This window comes from uncultured Shewanella sp. (assembly GCF_947495455.1).
Lineage (GTDB): Bacteria > Pseudomonadota > Gammaproteobacteria > Enterobacterales > Shewanellaceae > Shewanella.
Map to the genome: position 1 here is coordinate 1 of NZ_CANLZC010000082.1, position 26,552 is coordinate 26,552.

Below are 26,552 nucleotides of genomic sequence, written 5' to 3' on the forward strand. Positions count from 1 at the left end.
CATTGTTCATTGTTCATTGTTCATTGTTCATTGTTCATTGTTCATTGTTCATTGTTCATTGTTCATTGTTCATTGTTGAAAACATGCTTTTTTAAATCGTTTGGGTATATACTTTTATTAACCATAGACCATAGACCATAGACCATAGCAAAGAGTCATTGCGGTTTATTCAACTCATTCAAAATCAAATCATTAACATTAAATGACAGGTAACCCATTAAAAATATCGATTTAAGGATTGCACTATGTCGGACAAAACAGCACTGGTTTTTGGTGGTGGAGGCGCTAGAGCCGCTTATCAAGTTGGTGTATTAAAAGCTATAGTGCAGTTTTATTCGAGAAATCACGGTATCCCTTTTAAAGTGTTAAGTGGCACCTCTGCAGGTTGCATTAATGCCACAGCACTCGCCACTTATGCCTCTTGCTTTCATTTAGGTGTCAGAAAATTAGAATGGATATGGTCAAATCTTTCTATTGATCAAATTTATAGTGCCTCCTTTACAGGGGTGTTTGGCCATATTGGTAAAATGGCTTTTAAAGGCATGCTCTCAAAAGCCCCAAATTCACATCCTGCGAGCCTATTCAATAATGAACCTCTGCGGCAACTGCTTAATAACTTAGTGGACTTTAAACGTATTGATAGAAATATTCACAGAGGAAGTCTAAATGCTATCAGTCTAGATGCTTCATGTTTCGACACCTCATTTTGCGAAACATTTTTTCAAGCAAAAGCCAGTATTCAAAACTGGCAACGCGCAAGACGTAGCGGCAAAAGAACAATGCTGACAACGGATCATTTACTGGCAAGCGCCGCAATTCCTCTTATTTTTCCCACTGTAAAAATAGAACAATCATATTATGGTGATGGTTCTTTACATCAGTTTTCTCCATTAAGTAGTCCTATACATTTAGGTGCTAATCGCATTATCGCTATTAATTTAGAAAGCCCTCATAAAAATGAGAGCCAGCCAAGCCCCCATTATCCACAAGTAGAAACCATCGCAGGACACTTACTCGATACGATTTTCTCCGATACGATTAATAGTGATTTAGAACGTTTATTAAGGATCAATAAAACCTTGGCAAATATTCCCAAAGCTTATCGTGGCAGTATTCCCCTTCAACATATCGACGCCTTAGTCATAAAACCCAGTGAAGATTTAAGTGAAATAGCCGCTCAGTATTTTCACACTATTCCCATCGCTTTTAAAATACTCATGAAATTAATGGGCATAACGGGTCAATCTGATTCCAGTATTGTCTCTTACCTATTGTTTGACAAAGATTATTGTAAAGCACTTATTCGACTAGGCTACGAAGATACTATGTGCCAGATTGATGAGATTAAGCATTTTCTCAATATAAGGTAAAAAATCCATTATTGATTTGAAAACATTTTCTCAACAGCTATTTTGGCCCAATGATGATAGATGGCTTCGCCGGGGTGAAATCCATCGGCGGCCATTTGGCTGGCATCTAACAAAGTTCCCAGATCCACGATTTGGCAGTCTGCCTCTTGTGACAGCCAATTAGCTAAGCATTCATTAAATGCTTGGCTCCTTAATCCCAAACACCAGGCTAAAGGTTGAGGCAAAGCAGGAAAATCGCCCATAGGTGGAACAAGAGAAAATAACACTTGCCGACTAGAAAACTCATTTCTGCAAAAATCGAGCAAAGCTTGCTGCTGTTTAAGCCAAGTTTTAACACGAATAAAACGGGTGACATCATTAACGCCTAGCGAAATTAAAACAACATCAATATCCTGTTTTTTAATTGTTTTTAACCTATCAAGAATATCTTTTGTGGAAAAACCAGATTGAGCACACAGTGACCAATTCACTCTTGCTCTCTCATTCAACAAAGCAACTGTTTGCCCCAATAATGCTTGAGATTGTGTGTCAACCCCAACACCTGCTGCTGCAGAATCACCTATAATCAATAGATTCATTGATTCTCCCTTACCGCTAACCCCCGATCTTATTCCTGTGGGTTCAGGTAATTTAGGGGTCACCTTACGAACATACCAAGCCTGAACAAATAAAACAGGGGAAATAAAAAAAAATAATAAATAGCTAAAAATGTTCATCATTAATTCCCCCTTCCCTTTAGCACGCTTTATTGGATATTACGTTTATCGACATTAGCCATAATATAATTATCAACGACCCGTTCTAAAATCGTTAATGGCATCGCACCATTTTTTAAAATCACATTATGAAATTCGATAAGACTAAATCCTTCTCCAAGTGCCAACTTGGCTTTTTCTCTTAAGGATAAAATTTTCATCATACCGATTTTATAGGCGGTTGCCTGTCCTGGCATCACAATATATCGCTCGACTTCTGACACAACATCACTGTGTGGCATACCCGTATTAGCTAGCATGTATGCTATCGCCTCTTCTCTTGTCCAACGTTTATGATGGATCCCAGTATCAACCACTAAACGAACGGCCCTAAAAAGTTCAGCTTGCAAACGACCGATATTATCAAAAGGATCAGCCTGATAACCCAGTTCCCATGCCACTTGTTCAGAATATAATGCCCAGCCTTCTGTATAGGCCACAAAAGGCGCCATTTTTCGAATAAAGGGCATATTCTCAAGTTCCATAGCTACAGAAAGTTGAAAATGATGACCTGGCACCCCTTCATGATAAGCTAAGGTTCTCATACCAAACTTTGGAGTAGCTTTAATATCATAAAGGTTAGCAAAGAAGCGTCCGGGGCGACTGCCATCAATAGCAGGTTTTTCGTAGTAAGCACCTGGTGCCGTTTTCTCTTTGAACTCTGGAATACGAACCACTTCAAGTAATGCTTGTGGTTTCACCTCAAATGCAACATCAATGCCTTGGTTAATCTCTGCCAGTATCGCATTATAATCTTGTAAAATTTGTGCTCGCCCAGCATCACTGTCTTCATAATAAAACGCTGGTTGGTTAGTTAACCTCTCCATTGCTTGAGCGAAGCCTTGAGAGACATCATACCCTTGAGTCTCTAATATCGATAATATTTCAAATTGAATACGATCAACATCTTCTAAGCCCAGTTGATGAATACTCTCAGCAGTTAAATCCGTTGTCGTAAAGAATTTCAAAGCTTGTTTATAAGCTTTGTCACCATTAGGAAGATTCCAAAAGCCCACATCATCCCCCGCTTTCTCCTTCAAATCAGTAAAATAATTGATGAACAATTGATAAGCAGGGTACACATTGTCTTGGATCAGCACTCTAGCAGCCAATAAAATACCTTCTTTATCTGATGAAGAAACATTTGCTAGCCGCGCCATTTTTTCAACAAGCCCAGTATAAAGAATATTTTCTTCTACTGGCGTTTGAACAAAAGCCTTCATTTCTGTCAATACACGTTCAATAACAAATTTGGGAGGAATAATGCCTTCTTGTTCGCGAAGTTGTAAGCCTTTCAGGTTTTGAGCAAATTTCCCCCCCACCTTTTCCAGTCGTGATAAATAATATTCAGCACCTAAGATGTCATTAATTGGATGGGTTGATGCCATAAAACTAGGGTAAGCATTTTGCACACCAAACAATTGATTAACGGGATAGTTATGATACCGAAAGGCTTTACTTTCTTGAGCATAATTAAGTAAGTAAAGCGATATTTCTTTAGATAATCGTTCATTTTGATCTAAATAAGCATCATCATAACTCAATAATGTCGTCTTTAAGCCATCTAACTGAGCGAATAAAGCATCCATTTTTTCAGGACTATCATCATCGAGTTGACCATTATGTGAAGTCAATCCAAATGATTCTAAAAAACCTAAAGATGTCAAGGCTTCAGGGCGGTCTAACGCAATCTTCAATACACTTCTATCTAGAAAAACTCGAAAAATTAGAGGTTTCTGAGCAAACCATTCGTGCGTAACAAAAGCACCCGTAGATAAAATGAGGATCAATGCAACGACACTCAAGCGCTTCCCTGTTTTTTTTATCATTTCTTTCCCTGCTCTTTATTATCCATAATACAGCAAGGTTAACATTTTACATACAAAAGTAAAATTAGGGGTGATTGAAGGCTTGTTAAATGTTGATTATGACTTTTGCTGTAAATCAGTGAAGTCAATCAGTGAGAGAAACCATAAACTAATCATAACGTTTAAAACCACTAAAGTACGACTACTCCTAACCTTTTAACAGCCAATTCTCCGCACGTTCAATACGTCGTGGTTTACCTAATAAAATAAGAATATCACCGGATTGACACTCCCAATCTTTTGGTGGAGATTCTATTTCTTCCCCTGATCTTCTGATTGCCCTTAACTCGATTCTGAGTTTATTCCATGGGATCATCGCCAATGTTTTCCCCACCACAAAAGCATCTTGAGGCAAAGCCGTCGCATGCAGCCTTTCTAAAGTAAAATCCGTATTCGCTCCAGAAAAAAAGCCATGTAAGTACCGATAATGATGACGCCGTTCAAATTCCAACCTTTTTAATATTCGGCTTAAAGGAACACCAGACTGGTAGAGAACTTGTGACACTAGCATTAAACTTCCCTCTAAGCTTTCGGGGATCACTTGACTCGCTCCAGCTTCCTCTAATGCTTCCATATCAATATCATCACGGGTACGCACTAAAATTTTAGCATCGCTTGTAAGTTGCCTGCATAAACACAATACATCTTCAACAGCCTTATTATCCCCTAAGGTGATCACGACCAATTTTGCTTCACGAATTTTAGCTTGCTTTAATATACTCCGCTGGCAACCATCGCCAAAGTAGACAGGCTCACCGGCAGCCCTCGCCTCAGTAACCCGTTTAGGATCTAAGTCAAGAACCAGATAAGGTATCGCTTCGACTTTCATAAAGCGAGCTATGGTCTGTCCGACCCGCCCGTAGCCTAAAATCAACACTAATTCACCTTGTGTATGAGGCATAAGCTTCTCTAAATCAATACTCTCCCCTGTGAGCTTTCCTCTTTGAAATCGTTTCGCAATATCCATACTATTTTTAACTAACCATGGCGCCAAAGCCATAGACAATACAGCCACCATCACTAAAATAGTACTTGTTTGACTATCAAGCAATTGATAACTCACACCTAAAGATAATATGACAAAACTAAACTCGCCCATTTGCGCTAAAGTCAATGCAGTGGCAAATGAAATTCTAAAAGACTCTTTTGTCGCCTTAAGAAGAAGGAAGATAATGACACTTTTAAGCAGTAACACGGCCAAAAGTAAGAGTAAAATTTCCCACCAAAAATGCATCACCACTTGAAAATCTAATAGCATGCCAATGGAAATGAAAAATAACCCCATAAGTAAATCCCTAAAGGGCCTGATGTCCGCCTCCAATTGCCTCTTATATTGGCTTTCTCCTAACAAAATGCCAGCAATAAAGGCACCTAATGCCATGGATAATCCCACCCACTGAGTAATAGCACCTGTCACCAATGAAACCACTAAAGTCGATAAAACAAAGAGTTCATTAGAGCGCGCTCTCGCTACTTCATCAAATAACTTAGGTAAGGTCCACTTTCCCACAATCATTAATACAAAGAAGACCGCAAGCCCTTCAAATAAACTGATCCCAATATCATACCAAACAAAGGTTTGTGATTTTTCTGCAAGAAGTGGCAATAAGATAAGCAAAGGAACAACAGCAATATCTTGAAAAAGCAGTATACTCACCGACAATTCACCGTGCCGACGCCGTGTCCAACCTTGATCATTGAGCAATTTAAGCACTATCGCCGTCGATGATAATGCAACTGCGGCTCCCACAACCAAAGATGCCACCCTATCCAAACCACAAATTAAAGCCACTAACATGGCAAAACTGACTGTGATAACCAATTGAGCAAAACCGAGTCCAAATACCTTTCGTCTCATGGCCCACAGTCGTGGCAAAGAAAACTCTAAACCCAAACTAAACATCAATAAGACAATACCTAACTCTGCAACTGAATGTATTGCTTGCTGACTGAACCAATTAAACCCGCTTGGGCCACTTATCACGCCAGTGAGTAAATAAGCCAAAATAGCGGGTAATCCAGCTCGTCTCAACATCGCAATAGCAATAATCGCTATCACTAACATAAAAAGAATTTGAATCAACAAGCCATGGCTCATAAAAGTTTAATATCCCTAATATAAAAGAAATTATTGCATTATGAGCCGCCTTTAGGACTCAATACTACTAATATTATAGGGGATCTGAATAAGACACAAAACAAACGAGCCTAGCTATCAACTCGCTTGTTAAAGATTGAAGACTTAATACGCTAACGACATGAAACTTATGATATCAAGATGAAACCGCCTCTAAGGATTCAGAATCAACAAGCATACGTTGCTGTTTTCCCATTAATTCAAATAAAATATGACAACGTTTGTCACCATTTTTTTCTGCAAAAATGCCTTCTAAATCCATAAAAGGACCTTGGGTAAAACGCACTTTATCACCTGGTGTAAACTTATCGGTCAAAGCTATTTCACCTTCTATCTCAGCTTTCACACTCGCAAGGATACTCGCTTCCCTTTTTCGAATAGCATCAATAATACTGTCGTGAATAGGCGTCATGACTTCCTTACACCCGACTATACGCACGACACCACGGGTCGAATGAATACGACTCACACTCGTTTCTAATGGATCAAAGTAAATAAAAACATAACTTGGAAACAAGTGTGTTTTTTTTATCGTCGACTCGCCTTTAAGGGTCACTTTTTTTGATAAAGTCGGCAGATACGTTTCAATATCTTGCATCGCTAAATTTTGTTGCGCTCTGACTTCACCTCGCGGCTTACAATATAAAAGATACCAAGCCTTCATGTTATATTCTTAATTCCTTATTAATAAAATAGAGATATACCCGATCTCATAGGCGCATCATACCAAATATCACCAAATAGTCATGTTCAGTTTAGTGAAAAGGCGTTCCTCGACCTTCAACCGATGACAAATCGTTCAATGTCCTTAAGCCAGTTTGCTAAAAATTAATCCCTTCTTCCATTAGTACTGAGTCATTGAAATAGTATTAACACGAGCGCCATTTCAGAAACAAGCAGTTCATCAAAGCTTTTATGCTCAGATTATCAACAAACACACCAGTATCATTGACTTTAGTCCCATTAAAAGGGTATATATTGTTAGCTTTTTAGCATTAAGCTCTATCAAATGAGTCATTTTTAAAACAATTTATAAACATAAAAACAAATAACCAGTTATGCGCTCATAATTTTTTATTAAAATTTAACAAAATAGCATATCTGTCATTAATAGCATTCATGCATAAAACAAGGTTCTCGGCTAATCAATAAAGGCGAGGACCCATCAGCTGAAGGTGGGGATCTACATGAGCGGAGTAAAGTCTCAAGGAACAATATTTGGACATCCTAAAGGGTTGTTCTTATTGTTTACAACAGAATTATGGGAAAGATTTAGTTACTATGCCATGCGCGCTATTTTAGTGCTATATCTGGTTGACAAAGTACAAGATGAAGGTGGAGGATTAGGTTGGAGCAGTGCAGATGCACTATCCCTGTACGGAACTTTTACAGGTTTAGTCTATTTAACCCCTTTAATTGGTGGTTGGTTAGCCGACAACATTCTAGGGCAAAGAAAAGCCATTTATCTTGGTGGCGCATTAATGGCCATAGGCCAATTTATCCTAGCGGCCCCTCATCAATGGAGCGCAGGCATTGAAACCACTATCTTCTATGTAGGTCTGTTTACCCTCATCATAGGTAATGGTTTGTTCAAACCCAATATCTCTACCATGGTAGGTGATCTCTATGAAGAAGGCGATCATCGCCGCGACGGTGCCTTTACGATTTTCTATATGGGGATCAATTTAGGTGCCGCTTTATCAGGCTTTCTTGTTGCATGGGCCTATACCCAGTTTGGCCATACTCTCATCATCGATGGCGAAAGCGTCTTTATTCATAATTGGCAAGCCGGTTTCTTCCTTGCGGGTATTGGTATGATAGTCTCATTAATCATCCAATTTTTATTCGCTCAAAAATTATTAGGCGATATTGGTACTGTTCCATCTGCAAAACTTGAAAAACAAAAAGCTATCGATAAAGGTGATACTCGTAAAGAGCCCTTAACAAAAGTTGAACGCGACCGTATCAAGGTCATCATGGTCATGGGCTTATTCACCATTGTGTTCTGGGCAGGTTTTGAACAAGCTGGCGGATTAATGAACCTGTTTACTAATGAGTTTACTAACCGTTTTGTAGGCAGTTTTGAAGTACCGACCACTTGGTTTCAGTCATTAAATGCTATTTTTATTGTGGTATTTGCTCCTGTCATTGCCTCTATTTGGGTTCGCCTAGGTAAAAATGAACCCAACTCACCCATTAAGTTTGCCCTTGGCCTCGTGTTATTAGGCATTGGTTTCTTATTCATGATTGGTGCGGTATTAGAAATGGGCGGCGATGCCAATGCTAAATCCAGCATGTGGTGGCTAGTCGGTGCATATTTTTTCCATACTATGGGCGAATTATGTCTATCTCCCATTGGTTTATCTATGGTCACTAAATTAGCCCCACTGCGTATCGCATCACTCATGATGGGGGCTTGGTTCTTATTTGTCGCAGCAGCCAATAAAATTGGCGGTATCGTGGGTTCCTTCATCGGTCACGGCGGTCCAAAAGAAGAGCAGTTAGCAAACGCTATGTCTATTTTTGCTGGTATTGGTATTACGGCAGCAGTCTCTGCGATTATCCTCTACCTAATGGCAGATAAGCTGGTTGATTGGATGCACGGCGCTGAAGGCCATGCTCATGACGAAGCTGAACACTTGGCTGAAGAAGTGGCTGTTACCGCTGAGCACGAAGCAATAAAACCATCATAATTTAATAAAATCATATTATTAAAAAAGCGCCTTAATATTAAGGCGCTTTTTGTTGCCCCCAAACCACTCTAGAAAATCCATCAAGAAATTACTGAATCAAAGTAAATTGAATATAGCCACCTTCAGGCAAAGAGTCGTCTGATATCAAACCATTAAACACATTATCAAGTAAACGGCTTTTGTGCTCAACTTGATGAGTGGCAATACATAACTTTTCATTTTCAAGTAGCAACCGACTATGAAGACTCGGCTGCCCCCAATTCAACACTCCAAGTTGAAGCGTATCAGGTAACGCTATAGGCGTCAGATCTTCCTCATTGCGTAAATAACAACGTAAAGCAGTACCGCATTGAGCAATCGCAACATGCCTATCAGCTAATCTAATAATGATATAAGCCATATCCACATAAATATCTAACCCTGACTGATTCATTCGCTCATTCAGATATGCCAACATATCACGAGGTTTAATTAGTGTGTCAGATAATTGATGTCGAAAACGTTTAAGTTTGAAATTCACAAAACTCTTTAATAATACACTGGCAAAAGCCATGCGATTATCTTGTGGATGGAATTGCGCCATATAAACCATAATATGCTTATCATCAACTAAAGCCGTATCAATAAAATGTGTACTTAAGCCACCTCCGTTGAAAAGGCTGTATTCAATTAAAGCTTGATGATAACGTACAGGAGAAGGCGGTAATAGCTGCTGCTGCACTGTTTTAGCTGCCAAATTATTATGCTCCAGTAAGTGCAGATGTTGTTGTAGCTCCAAATAAGATAACTCTTCAACATTGTCTAACTGAAGTGATGTTTCCACATCAAGCTTTAAACATTCATGAATGGCATTTTCAATTAAATAAAGATCTGAAATGGGTTTGACCAAATAGTCTGATGCACCATTCCTTAACGCCTCAAGCACATCAGACATCACGGGACTGCCTGACATGACGATTGATGGAGTATCAGGATAAACTTTAGCGCACTGTTTTAGCATCGCTAAACCACCTAGTTTGGGCATACTTAAATCAGCGATAATGATATCAAAACGATATTGGGCGAGATAGGATAACCCCGCCTCACCATCTTTCGCTTCAATAACTTGCGCCCCTCTGGACTGTAAAAATGAAGTCACTAGACGACGAAAAACAGGATCATCTTCAACAAATAAAATGGATAAATTTTTTAGCGCCATTGCGACTCCTCAACACACAACATGAGCTTAATCCAGTTCATGGGCATTTAGTTACTGCGACGCAAATCATCAATTTCTGAATAAAATATCACCTTCTCCTTAATGATACCCGTGATACTTGAAGATGTTATAGATAGTTAAATCAACGCTCAATCTATTAATCGAGCTCCTGCATATAATCATCAATTAATTCATCATCATCATTGGTTTTTTGTGGCACATCACCATCATAAACCTTGTAATCGACATATTGAAAATAGGCATCTTTAACAAAGGTATAAGGATCAAGAGCATTATCAACTAATCTTTCTTGATCGATCACTGCAGTCCGTTTGCTGATCCCTTCAATACCCCATTTTAAAAGTTTCTGCCAGACAGTAAACTCTGTCATTGGAAAGTATAGACTATCTACCCAATCAAATGCGATTTCTCGAGTAATATAAGGGCCAAGAAAAGGTGCCATAAAATAGGGACCATCAGGCACGCCATAGTATCCCATAACTTCACTTAACGAGTCTTGTTTTCTTGGCATTCCCATTTTATCTGCAACATCAAAAACACCAAAAATCCCTAATGTGGAATTCACTGTAAATCGACCAGCGGCATTGGCTGCCCACTTCCATTTTCCCTGCAAAGTATTGTTAACCACACTACTGGGTTCATCAAGGTTAAGCGCAACATTATAAATCCCAGTTCTCACCGGCCTAGGGATATAGTCTTGATAACTATGCACAATTGGGCGATAAATATATTTATCAAGATACAGGTAATTAAAGTCCCACATCACCCTGTTAAACCCTTCAATGGGATCCCGTGGATCATTATAGGTCACTGTCACGTCTTTACTCTCATCTGCTTTTGACTCTTCCGCCAATATCGAAGAGGAAAATGCTGTTAGAGAAAATCCCACAGTCAGAGCAATCCATTTAAACGTCATATTCTTCTCTTTTTATAAAACAATGTAATAAAAATTATTTGCTCTGCTAATGCTGAGAAAGCAGTACGGGTTTCTTTTACAAAGTGAAGGTATTTTTTATCCATCCCATTAATACGCTCCCTCTATCAAAAAGTGCAAATAAAGCCTAAATAACCTTTACGTTTTTCCATGCAAACGAAGCAGCAGTTCAGCTTCAGCTTTCGGAAGTTCACATTCTTGAATAAGCTCTTCCACATCCGCTCCTAAACTCACCATTTTCATCGCTCTGGAATACAATTTTGCTTGAGGATCTTGCAAATGAGTCTCATCAATTTTGGCATCTTGTTTTTTTAACACTTTCTCAAACTCAAGGACTCGACGCCCAACCCCTATCGTACCACTGCGAAGCTCTTGCAATTCGTGTTTAAAATGAACATTCTGCTCATTCATATTCTCAAGGCTATCAGTGAGCTCATCAAGATCAATACGCAATTGATTAATTCGATACTGTAAATATAATACCAAACCTAGGCAAGCAACAATAAACACCAGTGTAGCCGCCATTAACCCTTCATCTGACACTTTGTTTTCCTCTACAGCACGACTTCATAAGCACCTTATAAAGAATTAAGGTCAACAATACAACTTTATTTGACTCAAGCTTTCTACCACAATGAATAAAAAGCAAATAAGTCGCTCTAACAAGGTTTTGTCACTTATTTGCCCAATAAGTTCATTCAATATTGATTTAAAGCTGTGATAGTTCCATCCATTCTTCATCCGTAAGGAGTTTGTCTAAATCAATTAAAATTAACAATTCATTCTCTCGGTTGCAGACACCTTGAATGAACTTAGTGCTATCATCGGTACCCACATTCGGTGTATTATCAATTTCAGAGCGACGTAAATAAACCACCTCTGCCACACTATCAACCAAAATCCCCATGACTTGTTTTTCAACTTCAATAATCACAATTCGAGTGGAGTCATTCACATTCGACTCAGGTAAGCCAAAACGACATCGAGTGTCAATGACGGTAACCACATTCCCCCTCAAATTAATGATCCCTAAAACATAATGTGGCGAACCTGGCACAGGCGCTATTTCAGAATATCTTAATACTTCTTGTACTTGCATCACATTGATACCATAAGTTTCATCGTCTAACTTAAAAGTCACCCATTGTAAAACGGCATCTTCTTTTTCTGCTGCCATAGCAACACTGTTTGAACTATTCATATTGACCTCAATTGCTTTTCTGACAGCTTAATTGTTGATTTAAAACACTAATAAACATTTTCACATTCAAAATTACACACATTTTTTCTTTTACAATACCCGCAAGCCAAATTAATCAAAAAAACTCAAAAAACAAAATGTTCTTCGCTCTTTGAGCCAAGGCTCCTACTAGACCAGGGTTTACCCCAGATCTCCTTTTTGGTTAGCAAACGTCCACACCTTCACCGAGTTTTACAAACAGCTCATTAACGAGTCGTGATCCTTATGCCACCATGAGGTAGGGCAATGGTTTTCACACCTTCAGCCGATTCTTCTATCACTTCTTCTGCTTGTATCAATGAATGACTTCCTACAGTGCTTACCACACCTTCCCCCTGCAGCAACGGGTTGTGCCTCACCTCACTGCTTTTGGGACGGATTAAGTCATTAACACCTTGAATCTGTGAGAAACGGCTAGGCGTTTTTAGTCGACTGTGTCTCGATTGAATAAGGCCTTCAACATACTCTGGGTGTGTATTCATCCAATTGGCAATGACAGAAGCTTGCTCTAAAGGAACAATTAAGATCACTTGGCTTTGTTTTAATTGCACCACTTGCTGCTTTAATTGCGTGTTTGTTTGCCAAGCATCAAAATATAAGCTGCCAAAAGTCACTGATGTCACCAGTAATAAAAAAGTCAGTAATGCCGACGATGAATTCATGCAAAAAAAGCTAATCTTAATACCAATGCAAGCCCCTTTTTACCCATTTCTCATCCCTGTTTCACATAAAATCGCAGCAGCCATCTCCTCTATCGGTAATATTTTTGTCGCAAGTCCCGCCTTAACCACAGCTTGTGGCATGCCATAAACCACACAACTGGCTTCATCTTGGGCCCAAACCGTTGCGCCAGAATTTTTTAACATCCGGGCCCCTTCACGGCCATCAGCTCCCATTCCCGTTAACACTACAGCTAAGATTTTACCTGCCATCACTTTTGACGCTGACGCAAAACTAATATCAACACTAGGCTTATAGTTTAATTCAGGTTTACCCACATGCAGCTTAATTCGGCCAAAAGCCCCCCCTCTATCAAGCATCATTTGCAACCCACCGGGTGCTAAATAAGCACAACCTGGTCTTAATAATTCTTCATTTTCAGCTTGTTTCACCTCGATATGACACAAACTATTAAGACGACTGGCAAAGGCTGGTGTAAAAGCGGCTGGCATATGCTGAATAAGTAAAATAGGATAGGGATAATTGGCCGGAAATGGCATTAACACTTTTTGTAAAGCAACAGGTCCACCTGTCGATGTGCCAATAACAACCAGTTTATACACTTTACCACTGGCGCGTTTTACCTGTCCCGAAGCCACTAAGGCTTTTTTTTCACCTTGAATATGACCACCACTTGCCGAAGCCATTGACGAATGCTCATCCAACGCGTCATTGAGAAAAGTTTCCTTATTGAGATGACTTACAGGCCTCTTTTTTAATAAAGAATGCTTTGAATGTGCAGGGCGACTTCCCAATAAACGCCGCCGCCCTAATGTTTTAATTTTCTGTTGCAATACAGTTATCGCACTGGCTTTATTTGTCGCTATATCTTCAAAACGTTTTGGTAAGAAATCCAAGGCTCCCGCTTCAAGGGCATCTAATGTCGCACTCGCCCCAACATGAGTCAGTGATGAAAACATTAAAATAGGGATAGGTGTGTCAGCCATGATCCCTTTGACTGCACTAATTCCATCCATGATGGGCATTTCAATATCCATAGTGATCACTTGAGGTCTTAAACGCGCAGCCATTTCTACAGCTTCTTGTCCGTTGACCGCCGTCCCTACCACCTCAAGTTCAGGATCTTGATTGATCATCTCACTGACTCGGCGACGAAAAAAGCTCGAATCATCAACTACCAGTACTCTTATGCCCATTAACTTCCCTACACATTCTTTTAAAACAAACACATTAAACTGAACAAAAAAGTCCAATGCTGAAACCTATAATCTCGTCACTGTTCACAGGTTTACGCGATTAATTACTTAACATAATGTTTTAAAAGTCCTGGTACATCTAAAATCAATGCAATCCCTCCATCAGAGGTAATTGTCGCGCCCGCCATGCCTGCCGTACCATGCAATAGCGCCCCTAATGGTTTAATAACCACTTCTTCTTGACCAATTAAAGCATCTACAACAAAGCCTATTTGTTGTGTGCCTAATTGCACGACCACCACGTGACCATGACGATCTGCATTTTTCTTTGACGCAATCCCCACCTGTCGACTAAGCCAATGCTCTAAATAAAACAATGGCACCGCTTTATCTCTCACAATAACAGTAAGCTGACCATTGACCATATTCGTCTTGGTTAAATCTAAATTAAAAATCTCATTCACACTCGATAATGGCAAGGCAAAGACTTGATTCGCTACCTCAACCATCAAGGTTGGCATTATTGCTAAAGTCAAGGGCACCTTTATCTCTAATTGTGTCCCTTTTCCCTTAAATGAATTGATATGAACCGTGCCATTAAGCTGAGCAATGCGGGTTTTCACCACATCCATCCCAACACCACGACCCGAAATATCTGATATTTCAACTTTAGTTGAAAATCCAGGGGCAAAAATAAGATTATAAGCATCTTGATCAGACATTCTCGAAGCGGTGTCGATATCAATCACGCCTCGATCCACCGCAATTTTTTTCAACTTGTCAGGATCCATTCCGGCACCATCATCTTCTATTTTCAATAAAATATGATCGCCTTCTTGGCTCGCCGATAAAGTGATTTTTCCCGTTCGACTTTTACCGTTTACTTCTCGAATATCGGGCATTTCAATACCATGGTCCACAGAATTTCGCACTAAATGCACTAAAGGATCCGCAAGCGCCTCAACCAAGTTTTTATCGAGATCAGTCTCTTCCCCTATCATCAACAATTCAATATCTTTACTAAGACTTCTAGCTAAATCTCTGACAACTCTAGGAAAACGACCAAAGACTTTTTTAATTGGCTGCATGCGCGTTTTCATTACTGCACCTTGCAAGTCTGCTGTCACTAAGTCTAAATTGGCCAATGCCTTAGACATATCCTCATCATCACGAGCAACACCTAAACTCAACAAACGATTTCTCACCAATACCAATTCACCTACCATATTCATGATCTGATCTAAACGAGCAGTATCGACCCGCACTGTGGTATCGGTTTGAGATGAACCGGTTTTTGAAGCGACTTTAGCAGTCGCTTTACGTTGATCAGCCTTCACTGAGTTTTTATTATTTTGCTCGTTAACAGAAGACCCAAGCTTCATTTTCCTAGAAGCATTAATAGGGTTTACACCTTTAGGACCATTACCAACACCATGTAATTCATCCAGTAAACTTTCAAACTCATCGTCAGTAATATTATCAGACACTTTATCTGAATTATTCAATGTCGCCTTCACAGAAACCGATGTTGCAAGCTCAGGATCAACGGCTTTAAATTGGCCATTACCATGTAATTCATCCAGTAAACTTTCAAACTCTTCATCAGTAATATTGTCTGACACTTTATCTGAGTTATTCAATGTCGCCTTCACAGAAGCCAATGTTGCAGGCTCAGGATCAACGGCTTTAAATTGGCCATTACCGTGTAATTCATCCAGTAAACTTTCAAACTCATCGTCAGTAATATTGTCTGACACTTTATCTGAATTATTCAATGTCGCCTTCACAGACACAGAAGCCGATGTTGCAGGCTCAGGAACAACGGTTTTAAATTGACTATTACTGTGTAATTCATCCAATAAACCTTCAGACTCTTCATCAGTAAGATTGTCTGACACTTTATCTGAGTTATTCAATGTCGCCTTCGCAGAAACCGATGTTACCAGATCAGGATCAACAGCTTTAAATTGGCCATTACCGTGTAATTCATCCAATAAACCGTCAGACTCTTCATCAGCCATATTGTCTGACACTTTATCTGAGTTATTCAACGTCTCCTTCACAGAAACCGATGTTGCAGGAACAACAGCTTTTACTTGACCATTACCATGTAATTCATCCAATAAAGCGTCAGACTCGTCATCAGCCATATTGTCTGGCACTTTATCTGAGTCATCTGATATCACATTCACAGAAACCGATGTTGCAGGCTCAACAGCTTTAAATTGGCCATTACCATGTAATTCATCAAGTAGCGCTTCAAATTCATCATCAGTAATATCATCACTGGCAAAGCTAGGTTTCCGTGATTCTTCACTGGCTTCTTGTATTAATTCGGCTTCAATCAGTTTTGCAGGCGTAATTTCCTGCCCCAAAGATAACGCATCAGATGAAGGACCATTTCCATCACCATGCAACGCATCAAGTAATGCTTCAAATTCAGCTTGATTGATGTCATCGATACTCTGATTGATTGCTTTTGAAGTCTTAGCGATTGGCTCTGAACTTGTTGACTCGACCGCTTCTGTTACATGGTCTTCAGTATTTGACGATTCTTGTTCAATACTCGAACTTTCTAGGCTCATCGTTTCTTGCGGTTCAGCACAACTGAGTCTTTTTAATTGTGAAAGTAAATAAGGATCAGCAGGCACTTGTTCATACCCTGCTTGTGTTTGAGCAAACATAGCGTTAATCGCATCAATGGCCTGCAAAATCGTATCCATTAACTCAGCAGTCACTTGACGTTGGCCTGTGCGTAACAAGTCAAAGGTATTTTCAGCCTCATGGCACACATCCACCATAGGACCCAAACTTAAAAAACCAGCCCCACCTTTAACCGTATGAAAACCTCTAAAAATGGCATTAAGTAAATCGGTATCGTCGGGATCATTTTCAAGTGCAACCAACTGCTCTTGTAACAACTCGATAATTTCACCTGCCTCGATTAAAAAATCTTGCAGTATCTCTTCATCAACATCAAAGGACATCCTTTCGATCCCTCCCTTAGAAACCTAAAACAAACATTGTATTGCTTGTACTTTTATCAACACCAAAAAACCGCTAATAACAGAGATGCATTGACCACATAAGACAACGCATCATTAGACGATTCGACATGAAAGACCTAAGATCAAAAGCCTAAACTGGATAATAAATCATCCACTTCATCTTGATCTGTTACCACATCTTGGCGACTCTGCGCATTAATGATCGGCCCTTCAACTTGCATTTTTTTCTTATCATTATCCAATTGATTTTTGATTGGCGTGTCACAAAAAACCGTGAGTAATGACACTAAATTGAATTCCACTTCTTTTACTAGCTCTATCACTCGACGGATCATTTGTCCGGTTAAGTCTTGAAAATCTTGAGCTAATAATATCTCATTCAATAATGACTTTAACTGCTGAGAATCCATTTCACTGCCATCAATAAAGCGTTGAATTTCATGGCAGAGCGTCTTAAAGTCCCGTAGCTCGATTTCACGACACATTAATTTGTCCCATGAAGGACGAATGGAAGCGATATTTCGGCTCAATGTTGCAGCCAATGGCAAGCATCCTTCAACCGCGTCCATGGTTTTGTTCGCCGCCTGCTCTGTCATATCAATGACATAATTTAAGCGCTCTTTGGCATCAGGAATATCCGTATTGGCTAATTCAATTAAGCGTTCATCAACTTGAAAGTCGACTATTGCATTATGAAGCTGGCGTGTTAACCGGCCCACTTCATCAAAAAGCTCTTTTTGTAGCGGACTTGCAATCAATTTTATCAACTCATCGGCACTCGCCTGATCCCCAGCAGAGAGGTAATCTACAAGTTGCTTCGCTTGCTCTAAAGTAATGAGTGGTGAGATTTGTGCTTCCATAGGCGCCTGCTTTAAGCTAATCGTTCAAAGATTTTATCTAGCTTTTCTTTTAGCGTCGCCGCCGTAAAGGGCTTCACCACATAACCATTCACACCCGCTTGTGCCGCCGCAATAATTTGCTCGCGTTTCGCCTCTGCTGTGACCATGAGAACAGGAAGGTGCTTCAAACTGCTATCAGAACGAATTTCCTTCAGTAAATCTATCCCTTGCATTCCAGGCATATTCCAGTCGGTCACCACAAAATCAAAATCGCCCTTTTGTAACATAGGCAGCGCTGTTGAACCGTCATCGGCTTCTTGAGTATTATTAAAGCCTAAGTCTCTCAACAAGTTCTTAATGATACGTCTCATTGTTGAAAAATCATCAACAACCAGAATCTTCATATTCTTGTCCAAGGTATCCTCCGCGGATTTATTTTTTACTTATTAAAATTATTATGTATGTGTCCAGTGCCTAAGCTTGCCTTTCAATCTCAACATCGCTTGACTGTGTATCTGGCTCACTCTCGACTCACTGACATCGAGAATGGCGCCAATTTCTTTCAAATTTAACGCTTCATCATAATATAATGACAGTACTAAGGCGTCTTTTTCAGGTAATTGTTTAATTCCCTCGACTAAAGCACTATGAAACTGAATATTTACAAGCGATTCAAAGGCCTCATCGGCCTGACTCTGCTCCATATCCAGTGCATCTATCGTCACGCCTAAATCTTCAATTCCAACGACTTTACCTACGGTTATATCATTTAAAATACGATGATAATCGGCTAATGGCAGCTCAAGACGATCAGCAATTTCTTGATCTTTTGCATCCCTTCCTAAGGTTTGTTCCAGTTCATCGATAACCTGTGCCACACGGCGCTGATTGCGATGTACAGAACGCGGTACCCAATCTCCCCGCCTTATTTCATCAAGCATTGAGCCTCGAATACGAATACCCGCAAAGGTTTCAAACTTAGCCCCTTTGCTGCCATCAAAATTCAACGAAGCTTCAAGCAACCCCATCATGCCGGCTTGCAATAAATCATCCAACTGCACCGAAGCGGGTAAACGCGTCAATAGATGATGGGCAATTTTTTTTACCAACGGGGCATACTCTTCTACGATAGTGCTTCTATTGTCAAAACGAGTATACGCTGCGGCTTTATTCACCTTCATCATCCTTATAACTGGGGCGCTGAACTAAGCGCTCAACAAAAAACTCTAAATGTCCACCGGGTTGCTGAGGGATCGGCCAGCTTATCATCTTATTTGCCAAACCATGATAAGCAATGGAAGCGGGTGACTTAGGAAAAGATTCAACAATCAATTTTTGTTTGCGCACCGACTTTCTCAGATTTTCATCAAAAGGAACCGTCGCCACCAATTCTAATGCCACGTCCAAAAAACGATCGGTGACCTTACTTAACTTGGCAAATAATTCCATCCCTTCCCGTAAACTGCGCACCATGTTAGCAACGATTTTAAAACGAAAAACACCGTGTTCTCGACTTAAAATCTTAATTAAAGCATAGGCATCGGTAATAGAGGTTGGTTCATCACACACCACTATCACCACATCTTGGGAAGCCCTTGAAAAACTCAGTACCATATCCGATATGCCTGCGGCGGTATCGACTATGAGCATATCAAACTGGGTTCGCATCTCGCTAAAAGCACGAATTAACCCTGCATGTTGTGATGGACTCAATTCCACCATAGATTGAGTGCCAGAAGTCGCGGGAATAACGCCCACTCCTTTTGGGCCCCGTAAAATAATATCATCCAGCTCTGCTTCTCCCGATAACACATGGGATAAATTCAAGTCAGAGCGTAACCCCAACATCACATCAACATTGGCTAACCCCAAATCTGCATCTAATACCAAAACACGTTTACCTTTTTCAGCTAACGCCACCGCAGTATTAATAGACACACTGGTTTTTCCGACGCCACCTTTACCGCCTGAAACAGCGATGACTTTCACTTTTTCACTCGTTTGTTGATTCATCATACGTAAACCGCTTGCTTGATCCGGACTCATGGCTTCACTCAACTGCATTGTTCAGATCATCTGATCCTGAACTATTCTGTATAGGTTCTGCGGCCTCTAATACCGATAATGCGCTATTAGCTAACGCTAAGGTATCAGCAACCTGCATATCTTCTGGGACTCTTTGACCATCAGTAACATAACTGAGTGGCAGTCCACTTTGTATTAACACACTTAATGCGGGTGCTAATGATGTTGATTCATCGAGTTTAGTCAGTACCACTCCCGATAAGACAATACGCGCAAATTGAGCTACTGCCTCTTCTAATACTTTACGTTGTCCTGTCGCCGCCATAACCAAATAATTACGAATAGGTAAACGACTATTAGCGGTTAAATTGTCCAGCTGCTGAAATAAACGCAGATCTCTTTGGCCCATTCCCGCTGTATCAATTAATATCAATTTACGATTTCTGAATTGATACAATACTTGCTCTAATTCATTAATATCATGAACTTGCCTCACAGGACAGCCCATTATTTTTCCATAAGTCGCTAATTGCTCAAAGGCACCAATTCGGTAATGATCTGTCGTAATAAGCCCCACATGTTCACTGCCATGATAAGAAGCATAACGTGCAGCAAGCTTAGCAATCGTGGTTGTTTTCCCAACCCCTGTTGGACCGACAAAAGCCACAACGCCACCTTGCTTGACGATATCATCACCTTGATTATCAAGTAAATTTGCTAAACTTTGTGGCAATGTTTTCACCAACTCTGCAGGTGAGTATTGCTCGCTTAATCCTGACAATTTCTTCGCCACTAAAGGAGAAAACTCGGCCCTAAGCAAGCTACTTTCTAACATCGCCCCAACAGGATCCCTTCTTTGTTTTTGGTCTTTCATCAAGCTACTTACCTGTTCGGTCAATAAGCTTCTAATAGACACTAATTCACGTTTTAATTCAGCGAGTTCTTCACCCTGAGCATCATTTTTTTTATTCAATGATGTCGATTTGGGCGTAAAAACGGCTTTTTGTTGCTGATGAACATGGCGCTGCTCTTCCAGTGTCTTAGCCCAGTTTGGCATCACTGAATTATCGGCTTGTATTGAAGGATCTTGATATTTATTTTCTTTAATATCACGATTTTGTTGTCTTTCTAATAAAGCTTCTAAGGAGTCCGCTACCGCTTTTTTTGTTGGCATTTCGCCTGTCGATGATGTCGCAGGCTTTTTCGACTTAATAGCACGGCCTAATGTATTTTTAATCGCTGTATTTTGTTCAACCCGATGTTGCCCACCGTGTTTTTCAGTTGAAAACGCACTCTCTATTGCCCCTTCAAATGGCGACGCTTTTTCAGCACTAGACAGTTTACTCAGCGATACTTTCTCCTCATCAAGTGACGCTAATCCTTGAAAATAGCTTTTTGCTGCTTTCGCTCGCGTTTTTATCGGCGCGGCAGTATTCATCTTTTGCTCACCAGAGACAGGACGACTCACTTGACTTGTCTTAGCACCATCAAAGTCGACTGCTGCAACAATTTCAATGCCACCAGTGACTTTCTTATTAGACATGATGACCGCATCTACGCCTAAGGTTTCCTTCACTTGTGCTAACGCCGAACGCATATCCTTCGCTAAAAACCGTTTAATCTTCAAAGATCACACCTCTACTTGCCAACAGCCGATACGATTCTTATCTGCTTTTCATCAGGCACTTCTTGATACGAGATCACCCGTAAACTCGGAATGGTATATTTGACAAATCGAGATAATGTCGAACGTAACATACCGGATGTGAGTAAAATTGCGGGTTGACCGACCATTTCTTGTTTCTCAGCAGCATCCACTAGTGACTTTTGCATACGCTCGGCCAAACTGGGTTCAATATTCGGCCCCTCACCACTACCCGCTTGCATAGACTGATGCAACATTTGTTCCAACTCTGGCGCCAATGTTATGACGGGAATTTCAAGTTCTGGTCCACTGATCTCTTGAATGATCATTCTCTTCAATGCAATACGAACCGCCGCCGTTAGCACCTCTGTATCGCCACTCTTAGGACCGTATTCCAATAAGGTTTGTACTATAGTCTTCAGATCACGAATAGACACGCCTTCATTCAGTAAATTTTGCATCACTTTAACCACTGAGCCTAACGGCATAATATCGGGTATAAAGCCATCAAGGAGCTTAGGTGACGTCTCCTTTAATATGTCCATCAACTGCTGTACTTCCTCATACCCCAGTAATTTAGAGGCATTATTCGACAGCAATTGACTTAAATGCGTTGCCACAACCGTTGACGCATCGACAACGGTATAACCTAATGTTTGAGCATGCTCACGCTGACTAGGAGCTATCCACACCGCTTCTAAATTAAAGGCAGGATCCCTTGTCGCAACCCCCTCCAATTGCCCAAAAACTTGACCGGGGTTAATGGCAAGCTCACAATCATGACGAATCTCTGCTTCTCCAGAATTCACCCCCATAAGAGATATTCGATAGCTATTAGGCGCCAAATTCAAATTATCTCGAATATGTACCGCGGGCACTAAAAACCCCAGTTCTTGCGATAATTTTTTTCGCACGCCTTTTATACGATGTAATAATTCCCCCCCTTGCCCTTTATCGACTAAGGGAATTAAACGATAACCCACTTCCAAACCTATGGTATCGACATGCTGCACATCATCCCAACTGAGCTCCTTGGATCCATTGTTCATCTTCTCTACCTGATCCGACTCAACCAATGCCAACGATTTTTCTATTTCTGTTTTTTTTCTTTGTTGTAAAAAATAAGCTGCAGCAAAAATACAGCAACTTAAACTGATAAACACCAAATGCGGCATTCCTGGCACAACCCCCATAATGAGCATCAGCCCCCCCGCGATCAGAAGTGATTTAGGGTTATCAAACATCTGGCTCACCACCATCTGTCCCATATCCCCGGACTCGTTTTGACGCGTCACCATTAGCGCTGCCGCAATAGATAATAACAAGCCTGGAATTTGTGCTACTAATCCATCACCTATGGTTAGCAGCGTATAAATTTCAACCGCAGAAGAAAATGACAGCCCATGTTGGGCCATACCAATGACAAAGCCACCTAGAATATTGATCACTAAAATTAAAATACCAGCAATGGCGTCACCTTTAACAAACTTAGACGCCCCATCCATAGCCCCATAAAAATCCGCTTCTTTGGTCACTTCCACTCGACGCAAGCGGGCCTGTTCTTGATTTAAGGTACCCGCATTCAAATCGGCATCTATCGCCATTTGCTTTCCTGGCATAGCATCAAGTGTAAAGCGAGCACTCACCTCTGAGATCCTGCCCGCACCTTTAGTCACAACCGCAAAATTGATAATAATGAGAATAAGAAAGACCACTAATCCCACCGCATAATTACCACCAATAACCACAGAGCCAAAGGCTTCAATGACTTTCCCTGCAGCATCGCCACCATTATGGCCTTCAAGTAACACCACTCGAGTCGACGCAACATTTAATGCTAAACGAAGTAAAGTGGCCACTAATAAAACCGTTGGAAAAGCTGCAAAATCTAATGGTCGATCGGCATAAATGGCCACCAACAATACCATCAGCGCAAGACCAATATTAAAGGAAAATAACATGTCTAATAAAAAGGGCGGTATAGGGAGCACTATCATCGCCAGCGCAGCTAAAACCAATAATGGGGTACCTATTCCTTTAAAGTGAATGGTTTTTAACTGTTTTAATTGCTCCAAGCTGGCTTTTACACCCATGATCACTGCGTCCAAACTTTGACATATGCGACTCGACTGCAAATTTGAGGCCAAGTTATAGACGCTTTCATATTGATTTAATAGGCTTTGTTAATAAAAAACCATTGACATTAAACGCAATTAACGGTTTAATCCCCAATATTTGTTAATTAATTTAAATAAAAATGTTACATAATATATGTTGCAAAAATCAGATTAAACATTAACAAAGAAGATCGAAAAATGGTATCAAAGAGAAACCATAGATAGATAAGCAGTATGTGTTTTTACTAACACAAGCATTTATTTAAATAAGGAAATATATTATGTCAATGGATATGCCAACCACCACAGCTTATGCCTTTCAGTTCATTAATAGTCTAAGTCAAAAATTACAGCAATAGCAGATTAACATTATTTCGATAAGTCAGGATCTGTTATGGAAGCCCACCTTATTATCTTAGTGATATTGTTAGGCACATGCTCAATCACTTTAAGTTTATTTTATTATTCTCAAACAAAATCAATCCTGTGGTTAACTATTTTTGGTTTTTTTGCTTGTGCTGCTCTATTTATACCCGTGATACTTCAAGTTACAGGATTCAGCTGGAATTAAAAGCTTTTTAGACAAGGTCATTAATTATTCATGCATAAATGACATTTCCATCATCCATGATGATCAGCTGGATCATCGAGCCTAGTCATTCTAAGCCGATGTTTCATAACAAAGTATAAAGGCCTTGTTTTTACATTTAGGGTTAGCCCTTTGAGAATGTGTAAAAGCACCGACTTCTACCTAACCTGAACTCGGGATAATGAGTGTCAAAAATGTGAGGTAACCCATTTAATATTAAAAGATTGAATTAAATTAGGTCATTCTTTATTTTCGGACTTGGCTTAATACTGCAATTTTTGTCGATATCAAGGCGTGATTTCGTATCTAATAGCGGGCTATTAGTAGAAAGCACAACACAGATAGGGGCAAAAATAGTGCTATTAAGCGGCGCTGCTTATCCCGAATTCAGGTTACCTAGTGTCATCTTAAAAGGCAACAGACGAAACTGATAACACGCACTTTTGACGAATGGCCAATCCATTGGTCAATGACATTAGAGAATGACATTAACGAAACAGCGCGTCTATATCCTGTCGATGATCAGACATCAATTTTTTCCACTCCATTTTAAACCAAGGTGTGAGCCGTTCAGGAGAGGCTATCATTAACCTATTGACGGCTTCAATACTCATAAATTGAGTATCTGCAACTTCAGCGGGATCAACACAAATAGTCGGCTCAATTTTACCAATATAGACTGAGCACATTTCATGTTCAGCTCCCACGTCTAAATAAGCAGCTTGATATTCAAATTGATATAAATAAATCAACTGGCTGCTTGCGCCAATCTCTTCTTGTAAACGTCGATTGACAGCCTTTTCAAAGGATTCGTCTTGACGTGGATGACTACAAACACTGTTAGACCAAAATAACGGCCATAAAGGCTTTAAGGCGCTCCTTTGCTGTACTAATAATTCCTGCTTACTATTAAAAACAAACAAAGAAAAAGCGCGGTGAAGTATCCCTTGACCTTGATGACATCGTAATTTCGTTTCATAACCTATGACATCATCATTTTTATCAACCGTGACCAACATATCCTTTAACGATGGATCGCTATGATCAGGCCCACTATTAACCCACTGATTCAACTTCTCCCCCTTACCTGACAGCTTAGGTAACACAACTAGGAAATGAATGGCTTCGGCTTACTATAATTTCTAAAATTGAAAACCAAAGAATGAAAAACACTCACGCGCACGCCTTCAGTTTACACCTTTCGCCAAAAAGAGTAAAAGCGTGGCACTTGCCAATATGCAAAAAACTTTTATTGAAGCAATCAACTGGCATCAAGGGGAATATGACAAAAGCAGCGATTAATGATGAGACAATATCCTAACCGCATATTCAGCGGTCAAAATAGAGACCACTTCATTTTCAGTATTTTTAATCTCAATAGTCAGTGAAAAATCATATCGACCTGTATTTTCCATTGCAGTATTCATGCACCGACTCTGCTGCTTTGAGAAAATGGCCTCAGCATAAAGATCTGTCATAGCTGGCTTCTTGAAATCAATACTGACACTTCTCACCAACGGAGTGTAAGCGCGCACTTTTCGCGTTTCAAAAATGACTATTCCACCTAAAGATTCTGCAGCAGCAAATTGGAAAGCTGCATGAAAGCTTTGAAAATGGTTGGCTGTTTTTTTCGTTAACGGCACATGCACACAATAACGGCCATCTGGCTCACAACGATACTTCAAATCCATATAATCATAAATATTCTGCTCTAACGCTTTCCAATGACTATCATCTTTTTTCACGTTTGCCTTTTTCACATTTTTCCTTGTCATAATAGCTTCCTATGTTTTATCACTTAACCCGTTAGGGCACTCAAATCTGTTAATCTTTAATAGATTAAATGCTATTTAAAAATAAACAGCCCCTAGGGCCTGTTGAACTTTGGTGATGATTTCTGCAGCAGTTTGTGGATTCTTTATACAAGGCAGAGCTTGTGTGGTGTAGTTATTCTACATAAACAAGCGATAACGCCGTAGAAAGGAACTACAAACGCTGTCCGTAGGATTCACTAAACGTGTTTTACTCTTTGTTGGGAGACATTTGCTTAAATCACTAGACGTCATCCCTCCCGTCGCGATTAAAACACGTTTATCTCGGACATAATTTAACCACAAAAGATCAACAGGCCCTAGTGTTAATACTGATCAGTTAATAAGTTGGACGATCAATTGAACGATCTTTCAGATACGGTATAAAGACCTCTACGTTGTATGGAGGTCATTAATGGAACTAT

The 26,552-nt window shown here is 40.1% G+C and carries 21 protein-coding genes; 2 read left to right on the forward strand and 19 right to left on the reverse strand.

The genetic code is table 11. The features are described from left to right. Positions 1–245: 245 nt before the first annotated feature. A complete protein-coding gene (locus Q0791_RS18150) occupies positions 246–1,370 on the forward strand; it encodes a patatin-like phospholipase family protein (RefSeq protein ID WP_299009448.1) in 1,125 nt (374 codons plus the stop codon). Positions 1,371–1,378: 8 nt separating this feature from the next. Here the strand turns inward: Q0791_RS18150 and Q0791_RS18155 are convergent, their stop codons facing one another. The 4 genes from Q0791_RS18155 to rfaH form a co-directional block, all read right to left on the reverse strand. Continuing rightward, complete coding sequence (locus Q0791_RS18155) at positions 1,379–2,089, reverse strand: SGNH/GDSL hydrolase family protein (protein ID WP_299009451.1); 711 nt, start codon at positions 2,087–2,089, stop codon at positions 1,379–1,381. A gap of 26 nt (positions 2,090–2,115) precedes the next feature. Continuing rightward, on the reverse strand, positions 2,116–3,954 hold the full coding sequence (locus Q0791_RS18160) for a DUF885 family protein (protein ID WP_299009453.1): 1,839 nt from the start codon (positions 3,952–3,954) through the stop codon (positions 2,116–2,118). A gap of 187 nt (positions 3,955–4,141) precedes the next feature. Next, complete coding sequence (locus Q0791_RS18165; RefSeq protein WP_299009456.1) at positions 4,142–6,091, reverse strand: monovalent cation:proton antiporter-2 (CPA2) family protein; 1,950 nt, start codon at positions 6,089–6,091, stop codon at positions 4,142–4,144. Between the two features lie 175 nt (positions 6,092–6,266). Next, entirely contained in the window at positions 6,267–6,794 is a 528-nt protein-coding gene (rfaH, locus tag Q0791_RS18170) for a transcription/translation regulatory transformer protein RfaH (protein ID WP_299009460.1), read from the reverse strand. A 523-nt stretch (positions 6,795–7,317) separates the two neighbouring features. Between rfaH and Q0791_RS18175 the strand changes: the two genes are divergently transcribed. Continuing rightward, positions 7,318–8,823: a peptide MFS transporter gene (locus tag Q0791_RS18175; RefSeq protein WP_299009463.1), complete on the forward strand. Its 1,506-nt coding sequence runs from the start codon at positions 7,318–7,320 to the stop codon at positions 8,821–8,823. An 88-nt stretch (positions 8,824–8,911) separates the two neighbouring features. On the opposite strand, the gene Q0791_RS18180 is transcribed toward Q0791_RS18175, so the two are convergent. The 15 genes from Q0791_RS18180 to Q0791_RS18250 all read right to left on the reverse strand — a co-directional run bounded on the left by Q0791_RS18180 (position 8,912) and on the right by Q0791_RS18250 (position 26,091). Then, positions 8,912–10,021, reverse strand: coding sequence for a response regulator (locus tag Q0791_RS18180; RefSeq protein ID WP_299009466.1), 1,110 nt, complete (start codon positions 10,019–10,021; stop codon positions 8,912–8,914). 157 nt (positions 10,022–10,178) lie between these two features. Beyond that, complete coding sequence (locus Q0791_RS18185) at positions 10,179–10,958, reverse strand: VacJ family lipoprotein (RefSeq protein ID WP_299009469.1); 780 nt, start codon at positions 10,956–10,958, stop codon at positions 10,179–10,181. A 156-nt stretch (positions 10,959–11,114) separates the two neighbouring features. Continuing rightward, positions 11,115–11,519: a DUF2802 domain-containing protein gene (locus tag Q0791_RS18190; RefSeq protein WP_299009472.1), complete on the reverse strand. Its 405-nt coding sequence runs from the start codon at positions 11,517–11,519 to the stop codon at positions 11,115–11,117. A 166-nt stretch (positions 11,520–11,685) separates the two neighbouring features. Further along, entirely contained in the window at positions 11,686–12,177 is a 492-nt protein-coding gene (locus Q0791_RS18195; protein ID WP_299009474.1) for a chemotaxis protein CheW, read from the reverse strand. Between the two features lie 245 nt (positions 12,178–12,422). Next, complete coding sequence (locus tag Q0791_RS18200) at positions 12,423–12,878, reverse strand: hypothetical protein (protein WP_299009476.1); 456 nt, start codon at positions 12,876–12,878, stop codon at positions 12,423–12,425. A 39-nt stretch (positions 12,879–12,917) separates the two neighbouring features. Next, positions 12,918–14,093, reverse strand: a complete 1,176-nt coding sequence (locus Q0791_RS18205; protein ID WP_299009477.1) for a chemotaxis response regulator protein-glutamate methylesterase — start codon at positions 14,091–14,093, stop codon at positions 12,918–12,920. Positions 14,094–14,197: 104 nt separating this feature from the next. Continuing rightward, on the reverse strand, positions 14,198–17,080 hold the full coding sequence (locus tag Q0791_RS18210; protein ID WP_299009479.1) for a chemotaxis protein CheA: 2,883 nt from the start codon (positions 17,078–17,080) through the stop codon (positions 14,198–14,200). A 143-nt stretch (positions 17,081–17,223) separates the two neighbouring features. Continuing rightward, positions 17,224–17,961, reverse strand: a complete 738-nt coding sequence (locus Q0791_RS18215; RefSeq protein ID WP_299009480.1) for a protein phosphatase CheZ — start codon at positions 17,959–17,961, stop codon at positions 17,224–17,226. A gap of 11 nt (positions 17,962–17,972) precedes the next feature. Continuing rightward, positions 17,973–18,356, reverse strand: a complete 384-nt coding sequence (cheY, locus tag Q0791_RS18220) for a chemotaxis response regulator CheY (RefSeq protein WP_299009482.1) — start codon at positions 18,354–18,356, stop codon at positions 17,973–17,975. Positions 18,357–18,395: 39 nt separating this feature from the next. Beyond that, the gene (locus Q0791_RS18225; protein WP_299009484.1) at positions 18,396–19,115 is read right to left on the reverse strand and encodes an RNA polymerase sigma factor FliA; all 720 of its coding nucleotides are present in this window, start codon (positions 19,113–19,115) and stop codon (positions 18,396–18,398) included. After that, positions 19,108–19,986, reverse strand: coding sequence for a MinD/ParA family protein (locus Q0791_RS18230; RefSeq protein ID WP_299009499.1), 879 nt, complete (start codon positions 19,984–19,986; stop codon positions 19,108–19,110). Before Q0791_RS18230 ends, Q0791_RS18225 begins: the two co-directional genes overlap by 8 nt. 4 nt (positions 19,987–19,990) lie before the next feature. Continuing rightward, on the reverse strand, positions 19,991–21,592 hold the full coding sequence (gene flhF, locus Q0791_RS18235) for a flagellar biosynthesis protein FlhF (RefSeq protein ID WP_299009487.1): 1,602 nt from the start codon (positions 21,590–21,592) through the stop codon (positions 19,991–19,993). Between the two features lie 11 nt (positions 21,593–21,603). Continuing rightward, positions 21,604–23,703, reverse strand: a complete 2,100-nt coding sequence (gene flhA, locus Q0791_RS18240) for a flagellar biosynthesis protein FlhA (RefSeq protein WP_299009490.1) — start codon at positions 23,701–23,703, stop codon at positions 21,604–21,606. 1,101 nt (positions 23,704–24,804) lie between these two features. Then, a complete protein-coding gene (gene idi, locus Q0791_RS18245; protein WP_299009493.1) occupies positions 24,805–25,389 on the reverse strand; it encodes an isopentenyl-diphosphate Delta-isomerase in 585 nt (194 codons plus the stop codon). A gap of 225 nt (positions 25,390–25,614) precedes the next feature. Beyond that, positions 25,615–26,091, reverse strand: a complete 477-nt coding sequence (locus Q0791_RS18250; RefSeq protein ID WP_299009496.1) for a DUF4442 domain-containing protein — start codon at positions 26,089–26,091, stop codon at positions 25,615–25,617. Positions 26,092–26,552: the final 461 nt, after the last annotated feature.

What these genes read in the sequence shown, in the direction of transcription:
- Q0791_RS18150 (WP_299009448.1), top strand. Translation starts at nt 246, where the DNA reads ATGTCGGACAAAACAGCACTGGTTTTTGGTGGTGGAGGCGCTAGAGCC.
- Q0791_RS18155 (WP_299009451.1), bottom strand. Translation starts at nt 2,089, where the DNA reads ATGATGAACATTTTTAGCTATTTATTATTTTTTTTTATTTCCCCTGTT.
- Q0791_RS18160 (WP_299009453.1), bottom strand. Translation starts at nt 3,954, where the DNA reads ATGATAAAAAAAACAGGGAAGCGCTTGAGTGTCGTTGCATTGATCCTC.
- Q0791_RS18165 (WP_299009456.1), bottom strand. Translation starts at nt 6,091, where the DNA reads ATGAGCCATGGCTTGTTGATTCAAATTCTTTTTATGTTAGTGATAGCG.
- rfaH (WP_299009460.1), bottom strand. Translation starts at nt 6,794, where the DNA reads ATGAAGGCTTGGTATCTTTTATATTGTAAGCCGCGAGGTGAAGTCAGA.
- Q0791_RS18175 (WP_299009463.1), top strand. Translation starts at nt 7,318, where the DNA reads ATGAGCGGAGTAAAGTCTCAAGGAACAATATTTGGACATCCTAAAGGG.
- Q0791_RS18180 (WP_299009466.1), bottom strand. Translation starts at nt 10,021, where the DNA reads ATGGCGCTAAAAAATTTATCCATTTTATTTGTTGAAGATGATCCTGTT.
- Q0791_RS18185 (WP_299009469.1), bottom strand. Translation starts at nt 10,958, where the DNA reads ATGACGTTTAAATGGATTGCTCTGACTGTGGGATTTTCTCTAACAGCA.
- Q0791_RS18195 (WP_299009474.1), bottom strand. Translation starts at nt 12,177, where the DNA reads ATGAATAGTTCAAACAGTGTTGCTATGGCAGCAGAAAAAGAAGATGCC.
- Q0791_RS18200 (WP_299009476.1), bottom strand. Translation starts at nt 12,878, where the DNA reads ATGAATTCATCGTCGGCATTACTGACTTTTTTATTACTGGTGACATCA.
- Q0791_RS18205 (WP_299009477.1), bottom strand. Translation starts at nt 14,093, where the DNA reads ATGGGCATAAGAGTACTGGTAGTTGATGATTCGAGCTTTTTTCGTCGC.
- Q0791_RS18210 (WP_299009479.1), bottom strand. Translation starts at nt 17,080, where the DNA reads ATGTCCTTTGATGTTGATGAAGAGATACTGCAAGATTTTTTAATCGAG.
- Q0791_RS18215 (WP_299009480.1), bottom strand. Translation starts at nt 17,961, where the DNA reads ATGGAAGCACAAATCTCACCACTCATTACTTTAGAGCAAGCGAAGCAA.
- Q0791_RS18230 (WP_299009499.1), bottom strand. Translation starts at nt 19,986, where the DNA reads ATGAGTCCGGATCAAGCAAGCGGTTTACGTATGATGAATCAACAAACG.
- flhA (WP_299009490.1), bottom strand. Translation starts at nt 23,703, where the DNA reads ATGGGTGTAAAAGCCAGCTTGGAGCAATTAAAACAGTTAAAAACCATT.
- Q0791_RS18250 (WP_299009496.1), bottom strand. Translation starts at nt 26,091, where the DNA reads ATGACAAGGAAAAATGTGAAAAAGGCAAACGTGAAAAAAGATGATAGT.